At 70.3% G+C, this 6,899-nt stretch carries 8 protein-coding genes; 4 read left to right on the top strand and 4 right to left on the bottom strand.

From position 1 onward, the window contains the following. Positions 1–243: 243 nt before the first annotated feature. Positions 244–759: a pyridoxamine 5'-phosphate oxidase family protein gene (locus VG296_RS10395; protein ID WP_325565425.1), complete on the top strand. Its 516-nt coding sequence runs from the start codon at positions 244–246 to the stop codon at positions 757–759. Between the two features lie 16 nt (positions 760–775). On the opposite strand, the gene VG296_RS10390 is transcribed toward VG296_RS10395, so the two are convergent. Next, entirely contained in the window at positions 776–1,660 is an 885-nt protein-coding gene (locus VG296_RS10390; RefSeq protein WP_325565424.1) for an SDR family oxidoreductase, read from the bottom strand. Between the two features lie 122 nt (positions 1,661–1,782). Between VG296_RS10390 and VG296_RS10385 the strand changes: the two genes are divergently transcribed. The 3 genes from VG296_RS10385 (at position 1,783) to VG296_RS10375 (ending at position 3,213) form a co-directional block, all read left to right on the top strand. Then, the gene (locus VG296_RS10385) at positions 1,783–2,358 is read left to right on the top strand and encodes a helix-turn-helix domain-containing protein (RefSeq protein ID WP_325565423.1); all 576 of its coding nucleotides are present in this window, start codon (positions 1,783–1,785) and stop codon (positions 2,356–2,358) included. A gap of 186 nt (positions 2,359–2,544) precedes the next feature. Continuing rightward, positions 2,545–2,886 carry a chorismate mutase gene (locus VG296_RS10380; protein ID WP_325565422.1) on the top strand — a complete coding sequence of 114 codons (342 nt, stop codon included), beginning with the start codon at positions 2,545–2,547 and terminating at the stop codon, positions 2,884–2,886. Between the two features lie 87 nt (positions 2,887–2,973). Continuing rightward, on the top strand, positions 2,974–3,213 hold the full coding sequence (locus VG296_RS10375) for a hypothetical protein (RefSeq protein ID WP_325565421.1): 240 nt from the start codon (positions 2,974–2,976) through the stop codon (positions 3,211–3,213). Between the two features lie 211 nt (positions 3,214–3,424). Here VG296_RS10375 and VG296_RS10370 read toward each other — a convergent pair whose 3' ends face one another. The 3 genes from VG296_RS10370 to VG296_RS10360 all read right to left on the bottom strand — a co-directional run bounded on the left by VG296_RS10370 (position 3,425) and on the right by VG296_RS10360 (position 6,899). Continuing rightward, positions 3,425–4,795: a GH1 family beta-glucosidase gene (locus VG296_RS10370; protein WP_349259517.1), complete on the bottom strand. Its 1,371-nt coding sequence runs from the start codon at positions 4,793–4,795 to the stop codon at positions 3,425–3,427. A 119-nt stretch (positions 4,796–4,914) separates the two neighbouring features. After that, complete coding sequence (locus VG296_RS10365; RefSeq protein ID WP_325565426.1) at positions 4,915–5,961, bottom strand: ABC transporter ATP-binding protein; 1,047 nt, start codon at positions 5,959–5,961, stop codon at positions 4,915–4,917. 5 nt (positions 5,962–5,966) lie between these two features. Further along, the gene (locus VG296_RS10360; RefSeq protein ID WP_325565419.1) at positions 5,967–6,899 is read right to left on the bottom strand and encodes an ABC transporter permease; all 933 of its coding nucleotides are present in this window, start codon (positions 6,897–6,899) and stop codon (positions 5,967–5,969) included.

The raw sequence follows: 6,899 nt of genomic DNA, 5'->3' as shown, positions 1-6,899 counted from the left end.
CATGCACCCCCGGCTGGTCAAGTACGCCCACGAAATGCTCGCCCTCAAGCGCGCCGCCGACCGCGACCAGCCCTCCACCCCCAAATCGCTCTCCGACGCCGACGCCCTCGACTGGGCCAACCAACTGCTCTCCTCCTGCCTGTAAGCGCCCGCTCCCATGAGTACGTGACGCCCGGAGCCGGGGGATTTCAGCGACAATGACGCTGGGGTCACACCGACTGGACGCATGCGCTAGGAGCTTCGATGACCACTCCCGTCAGCACCGCCGTCAACCGCCGCTACAGCGCTCCCGAGGCGAAGCCCACGAGCTGGGAGGACACGGTGCGCGTCCTGGAGGCGGCCGAGCTGTTCTGGCTCACCACCGTTCGACCGGACGGCAGACCGCACCAGACCCCGCTCGTCGCCGCGTGGGGCGAGGGCGGAATCCACTTCCACACCGGCGCCACGGAGGTGAAGTTCGCCAATCTCCAGGCCAACCCGCACGTCGTGCTGACCACCGGCTGCGACAGCTGGGACCGCGGGCTGGACGTCGTGATCGAGGGCACGGCGGCGCAGGTGACCGACAAGGCGGTGCTGGAGCGGCTGGCTCCGCTGTGGGCGCCGAAGTGGGACGGCCGGTGGGCGCTGGAGGCGCACGAGGGCGGCTTCTCCGACCCGGGGGTGGACCACTTCACGAGCGTGGTCTTCTCGGTGACCCCGACGAAGATCGACGCGCACGCCAAGGGCGACCCGTTCGGCTCCACGACCCACCGCTTCTGACTCGAGGCCCGCCGCCTCAGCCCTCCGCGAAGTAGTGGCCGTGTTCGATGTCTGCGAGCAGGCCGGGGTGCGTCGGCTGCCAGCCGAGGAGTCGGCGGGTGTCGGCGTTGGACATCGTGATGTCGAGGGTGCTGAAGGGGAAGGTCTTGAAGTGCTCGGCGGCCTGCTCGGGCGAGATGCTGACGGGCTCGACGCCCAGGTGGCGGGCGATGGTCTCGGCGATGGTGCGGACGGGGATGCCGGGCTCGGTGGCGGCGAACAGCTGGGCGCCGGCGGGGGCCTTCTCCAGCGCGAGGGCGTAGAGGCGGGCGACGTCGAGGACGTGGGCCGCGGGCCAGTTGTTGGCGCCCTCGCCGACGTACGCGGAGACGCCGGTGGCGCGGGCGATCCGGATGAGGATCGGGACGAAGCCGTGGTCGTCGCGATCGCTGTGCGTGACCGGGGGAATCGCGACGAGGATCGTGCGTACGCCGCGGTCGGTCAGCTCACTGATCGCGTCGGCGACGACATGGCGCGGGTTCGCGGCGATGACCGCGTCGCGCTGCGGGTCGCCGGTGGGCTTCAGGCCGATGCCGATGAGGGTCTTGCCGGTGCCCACGAGCGCGCTGCCGAGCGCCTGCACGACGGCCAGGTCCGCGGCGGCCGCGTCGGCGAACGTTCCGGCGGCGATGCTGGCGTGGTCGAACGCCAGGTGGATGACGGCGTCGGCGTCGGTGGCGGCCTCGCGCAGTCCGTCGAGGTCGTTGAGGTCGCCGCGACGGACCTCGGCGCCCATGGCCTTGACGGCGTCCGCCGACGCCGCGGTGCGGGCCAGGCCGACGACCTCGTGGCCCGCCTGGATGAGTTCGGGCACCACAGCTGAGCCGATGTGGCCACTGGCGCCGGTGACGAAGACGCGCATGGGAAGCCTCCTGGTGAGACGAGGTGATGTGACTTGGTAACATCACGCTAGCACGGTGACGTTACCAAGTCACGTCACGACGGAAAATGAGGTTACTTGGTCACATCACCTATGCTGTGGGCATGGCTCGATGGGAACCGAACGCGCGGGAACGGCTCGTGCGCGCCGCGATCGACCTGTTCGCGGAGCAGGGGTACGACGCCACCACGGTGAACGAGATCGCGGAGCGGGCCGGCGGGCTGACGAAGACGACCTTCTTCAGGCACTTCGCCGACAAGCGGGAGGTGCTGTTCGCGGGGCAGGAGTTGCACAGCCGGGTGCTGGCCGAGGCGATCGAGGCGATGCCCGAGCCGGCTTCGCCGCTGGAGGCCGTCGCCGCGGCGCTCGACGCTCTCACGGCGACCTTCGCGGAGGACCGCCGAGAGATGGGTCGGCGGCTTCGGACGGTCATCGACAAGAGCATGGAGTTGCAGGAGCGGGCCGCGTTCAAGCGGTCGGTGCTGGCTGAGGCGATGGTCGGCGCGCTGCACGAGCGGGGCGTCGGGGATCCCTCGGCGAGCTTGGCCGCGGAACTCGGGGTCCGGGCGTTCCACGGCGCCTTCGCGCGGTGGACGGACTCGGCGGACGGCCGGGCGCTTGGGGAATTCGCCCGGGAGGAGCTCGCGGGAATACGAGCCGCGATATCCGAGCTCGGATAGAGGTCGTCAGACAGGGCGGCCGTCGGACGGCGGCCGTCCGGCAGCGGCCGGACCCCGATCGACGACCAGGCCCGGCTCGCCGATTGAGACGATCGGCGGCGTCCGCGGACCGGGCGGTAGGGTCCGTGCGCAGGTGGCGGGCCCACCAACCGTTCTTTGACCGGTACTCAGCGAGGAGTGATGGACGTGACCGAGCTCAGCACGCCGGGGCAGGCGTCGCAGTCGGACACCCCCGTGCTGGCGGAGCTGAAACTGCTGCGCGCCAGCATCGACAACCTGGATGCAGCATTGGTGCACCTGCTCGCCGAGCGCTTCAAGTGCACGCAGAAGGTCGGCGAGCTCAAGGCGGCGCACGACCTGCCGCCCGCGGACCCGGCGCGCGAGGCCGAGCAGATCAAGCGGCTGCGCAGGCTGGCCGAGGAGGCGCAGCTCGAGCCGCAGTTCGCGGAGAAGTTCCTGAACTTCATCGTCGAAGAGGTCGTGCGGCACCACAAGCTCATCGCGGCCGCCGTTGCAAAAGGTGCATAGCCGGACATGTCGGGCTAGCGTGGCGGGTGTCGGGGGAGCCGCATGATCGCGGCTACTTCCACCCATCACCTAAGGATGTGAAACCCCATGCCCGATCTCGAAGAGATGAAGGACAAGGGCCAGGAGTCCGCTCAGCAGGCTCAGGACCAGGCCGCGCAGCAGGGTGAACAGGCCGAGCAGCAGGGCCAGTCCATGAAGGACAAGGCCATGGACCAGGCCAAGAAGAAGATGGACGCCAACCAGGACGGCAAGTTCGACGCCGAGGATGTCAAGAAGATGGGCGAGGACGCCGTGAACAAGGTGAAGGGTCTGTTCAAGAAGGACTAGCCCCCCGCCACGAGGGACGAGCTCGCCCGCGCGGCGGCGGCCAGTCGGGTGACCGGCGGTCAAGCGAGGTCGCGGAGCGGGGAACGGCGTGCCCGGGTGCCCCGGTCCGACGGAAGCGTCGGCCGGGGCACCCGTGCGTCCGCGGCGGCGAAGCGGTGCGGTAGTGCGGACCGCATGCTCCGCACCGCGGACGTGTGCACCCGTGCGCGGGTCAGCGGCCGCGCACGCGGCGGATGGTCTCGGAGTACCAGTGCGCGCTGTGCTTCAGGGTGCGCTGCTGCGTGTCGAAGTCCACGCGCACGATGCCGAAGCGCTTGTCGTACCCGTAGGCCCATTCGAAGTTGTCGAAGAGCGACCAGGCGAAGTACCCGCGCAGGTCCGCGCCCTCCTTTCGGGCTACCGCGACCGCCGCGATGTGGTCGGCGATATAACCCGCACGGTCTACGTCGTGCACGTAGCCCTTCTCGTCCGGCTTGTCGGCGAAGGCGGCTCCGTTCTCCGTGACGTACAGCGGCACCCCGGGGTACTCGCGGCCGACGCGGCTGAGCAGCTTCGCGAACTCGTCGGGCATGATCTCCCAGTCCATGGCGGTCTGCGGCCGGCCCTGGAGCACGTGCCGGGAGACCGGCGCGCCGTCGGCGTCGAGGATCGAGCCGTCCTCGGCGCGCCCGCTGAGCTGCATGCCGAAGTAGAAGTTGATGCCCAGCGCGTCGATCGGGGCGCCGATGATCTCCAGGTCGCCGTCCTGCACCGGGATGGTGACGCCCTGCGCGGCCAGGTCCTCGACCACGTCGGCCGGGTAGCGCTTGTGCCACAACGGATCCATGTACAGCCGGTTGTTGAAGCCGTCCGCGCGGCGCACCGCCTCGTGGTCCTCGGCGGCGTCCGTCTCGGGCGTCGCAGGACCCAGATTCAGCGTGATGGCCAGCTCGAAGGGATTGCCCGCCTGCGCCGCGAGTTCCCGCATGCGCGCGCCGGCCAGGCCGTGCCCGAGCAGCTGGTGGTGCGCGGCGGCCGCGGCGTCGGCCAGGCTCTTGCGGCCGGGCGCGTGCACGCCGCTCAGGTAGCCGTGCGTCGTGACGACCGAGGGCTCGTTCAGCGTCGTCCACGTCGTCACCCGGTCGCCGAGCCGCCGGTAGGCCAGCTCCGCGTAGTCCGCGAAACGGTAGGCCGTGTCCCGGTTCGGCCAGCCGCCCGCGTCCTCGAGCTCCTGCGGCAGGTCCCAGTGGAACAGCGTCGGCCAGGGGTCGATCCCGGCCGCGAGCAGCTCGTCGACCAGGCGATCGTAGAAGTCGAGGCCGCGATCGTTGCCCGGGCCGCTGCCGCCGGGCTGGATCCGCGGCCAGGCCAGCGAGAAGCGGTAGACGTCGAGGCCGATCTCGCGCATCAGCGCGACGTCCTGCGGCATCCGGTGGTAGTGGTCGCAGGCCGGATCGCCCACTTCCCCGTTGTCGATCGCGCCCGGCACGCGGCAGAACGTGTCCCAGACCGAGTCCGTGCGACCGTCCTCGGAGACGGCCCCCTCGATCTGGTACGCCGAGGTGGCCGTCCCCCACTTGAAGTTCGCGGGGAGGGTGCCGATGAGCTGCTCCGAGGGCTCGGCGAAGGGGTCCGAGGTCGTGGCAGTGCCTCCGGAAACGGTTGCGGAACCGGTTCCGGAACGGGGCGCGGCGTGGTCAGGGGCTACGGTGGTGTCCAATGTCAGTCCTCTGTATCGGGGGTGGCGTGCAGCCAGCAGGCGACGTCGCGTCCGGGCGCGGCCACCGTCAGCAGCGGGCGCTGGACGGAGCAGGGCTCGAACGCGTGCGGGCAACGCGGGTGGAAGGTGCAGCCGGTAGGCATCGCGCGCAGGTCGGGCGGCGAGCCGGGGATGCCGGTCAGCTCGCGCCGCTCGCCGCGCAGCGCGGGGAACGAGCCGAGCAGGCCCTTGCTGTAGGGATGCAGCGGCTCGCGGTACAGGTCGGCGCTCGGCGAGCTCTCCACGATCCGGCCGCCGTACATGATCGCGATCCGGTCCGCGAACTCGGCCAGCAGCGACAGGTCGTGCGTGATGAACAGCACCGCGAAGTCGAACTGCTCGCGCAGCTTGATCATCCGGGACAGGATCTGCCGCTGCATCACCACGTCCAGCGCCGTGGTCGGCTCGTCCATCACCACGACCTGCGGACGCAGCGCCATGGCCATGCCGATCATCACGCGCTGCCGCATCCCGCCGGACAGCTGATGCGGATACGACTCGAGCCGGTCGTCCGGGATCCCGACCAGCGCCATCAGTTCCCTGGCACGGTCGAGCCGCTCGGCCGGCCGGGTGTCCGGCTCGTGCGCCTTGATCACGTCGGTCAGCTGGGTGCGGATCCGGTGCACCGGGTTGAGCGAGTTCATCGCGCCCTGGAAGACGATCGCGGTCTGCGCCCAGCGGAAATGGCGCAGTTCGGCGTCGCTGAGCTGCAGCACGTCGACCGGCTCGCTGCCGGGCGCGTGGTAGATCACGCGTCCGCCCGCGACCACGCCGGGCGGCGCGAGCAGCCGCGTCATACCGTAGGCCAGCGTCGACTTCCCGCTGCCGCTCTCCCCGGCCAGGCCGAGCACCTCGCCGCGATGCAGGGTCAGGTCCACGTCGCGCACGGCGTGCACGGCCGACTCGCCGACTCCGTAGTCCACGCTCAGGTTCCTGAGTTCGAGCACGGGCTCGCCGACGGCGCGGCGTCGCGCGACGCCGTCCTCGGACGAGGTCTCGACGATCTCCATCGCGCTCACCGCGCATCCCCTTCCTCGACCGCGAGCACGGGCGTGAACCCGACCCGCATACGAAGCCTGCGACCGGCCCTCGTGCGGATCCGGGCCTTGCTGCCGGCCCGCAGCCGCGGATTGACGAACTCGTCGATGCCGAAGTTCAGCAGGGCCAGGCCCGTGCCGAGCAGCGCGATCGCGAGGCCCGCCGGGACGAACCACCACCAGGCGTTCTGCGCCAGCGCGTCCTGGCTCTGCGCCCAGTAGAGCACCGTGCCCCAGTTCCATTCCGAGACGTTGATGCCCACGAACGCGAGCGTGATCTCGGACAGGACGGTGAACACGACCGTGCCGACGAAGCCCGAGGCGATGATCGCGGTCAGGTTCGGCAGGATCTCGAACCCGATGATCCGCCAGGTGGACTCGCCGGTCGCGCGCGCCGCCTCGACATAGTCGCGTCGGCGCAGCGAGAGCGTCTGAGCCCGCAGCAGCCGCGCGTTCCACGCCCAGGACGTCAGCCCGATCGTCAGAATCACGATCCAGCCGCCGTTGTTGGGCGTCGCCGAGGTGATGATGATCAGCAGCGGCAGCGCTGGAAGCACCAGGAAGACGTTCGAGAGCACGTTCAGCGCCTCGCCGCCGCGTCCCGGCAGATAGCCCGACGCGATGCCGATCAGCAGCGAGAGCACCGTCGCGATGGCGCCCGCCGCGAATCCGACCACGATCACACCGCGCGTGCCGACGAGCAGCTGGCTGAAGATGTCGCGGCCGAGCTGGTCGGTGCCGAACCAGTGCCCGGAGGACGGCGCGGCGACGGGGGCCCCGCCGGTCGCGTCCGGGCTGTACGGCGCGAGCCACGGCCCGATCACCGCGAAGAGCACGAAGAACAGCAGGATCAGCGCGCCCGCGGTCGCCTTGCCGCTGCGGAGAAACCTGGGTCTGCTCAGTTTCGCCAC

Source organism: Actinospica sp., from assembly GCF_035552695.1.
GTDB lineage: Bacteria > Actinomycetota > Actinomycetes > Streptomycetales > Catenulisporaceae > Actinospica.
The sequence above is the reverse complement of the archived record's forward strand: the minus strand, read 5'-3'. Positions and strand labels throughout refer to the sequence as shown.

Coding starts and splice junctions, on each gene's coding strand:
- VG296_RS10395 (WP_325565425.1), top strand. CDS start 244: ATGACCACTCCCGTCAGCACCGCCGTCAACCGCCGCTACAGCGCTCCC.
- VG296_RS10390 (WP_325565424.1), bottom strand. CDS start 1,660: ATGCGCGTCTTCGTCACCGGCGCCAGTGGCCACATCGGCTCAGCTGTG.
- VG296_RS10385 (WP_325565423.1), top strand. CDS start 1,783: ATGGCTCGATGGGAACCGAACGCGCGGGAACGGCTCGTGCGCGCCGCG.
- VG296_RS10375 (WP_325565421.1), top strand. CDS start 2,974: ATGCCCGATCTCGAAGAGATGAAGGACAAGGGCCAGGAGTCCGCTCAG.
- VG296_RS10365 (WP_325565426.1), bottom strand. CDS start 5,961: ATGGAGATCGTCGAGACCTCGTCCGAGGACGGCGTCGCGCGACGCCGC.